The sequence below is a fragment of the Streptomyces lothianensis genome (assembly GCF_047779955.1).
In the GTDB taxonomy this organism is placed as follows: Bacteria; Actinomycetota; Actinomycetes; order Streptomycetales; family Streptomycetaceae; genus Streptomyces.
Map to the genome: position 1 here is coordinate 1 of NZ_JBLMKT010000146.1, position 365 is coordinate 365.

Annotated in this window: 1 protein-coding gene; it reads left to right on the forward strand. The window is 64.1% G+C overall.

Annotated features, from left to right (window positions below):
* Window positions 1–365 (forward strand): transposase (locus tag ACLF6P_RS29995; protein WP_415954570.1); only part of this gene is annotated, 365 nt, incomplete at both ends.

The window sequence follows — 365 nt, forward strand, 5'->3', positions numbered from 1 at the left end:
GGACATGACCTATGTCCGCACCTGGTCGGGATGGGCGTATGTGGCGTTCGTCCTCGACGTGTACTCGCGGATGATCGTCGGCTGGCAGGTCGCGAACCACATGCGGACCGAACTCCCACTGGACGCACTGGAGATGGCGCTCTGGCGACGTCGGATCAAGAAGGGCTCCGGACTGATACACCACAGCGACCGCGGGTCGCAATACGTGTCAATTCGGTATACCGACCGGCTCGCCGACATCGGCGCCTCCGCCTCCGTCGGCTCCGTCGCGGACTCGTACGACAACGCGATGGCCGAGGCCCTGAACGGCACCTTCAAGGCCGAACTGATCGAGATGCAGAGCCCCTGGAAGGACGTCGACCAGG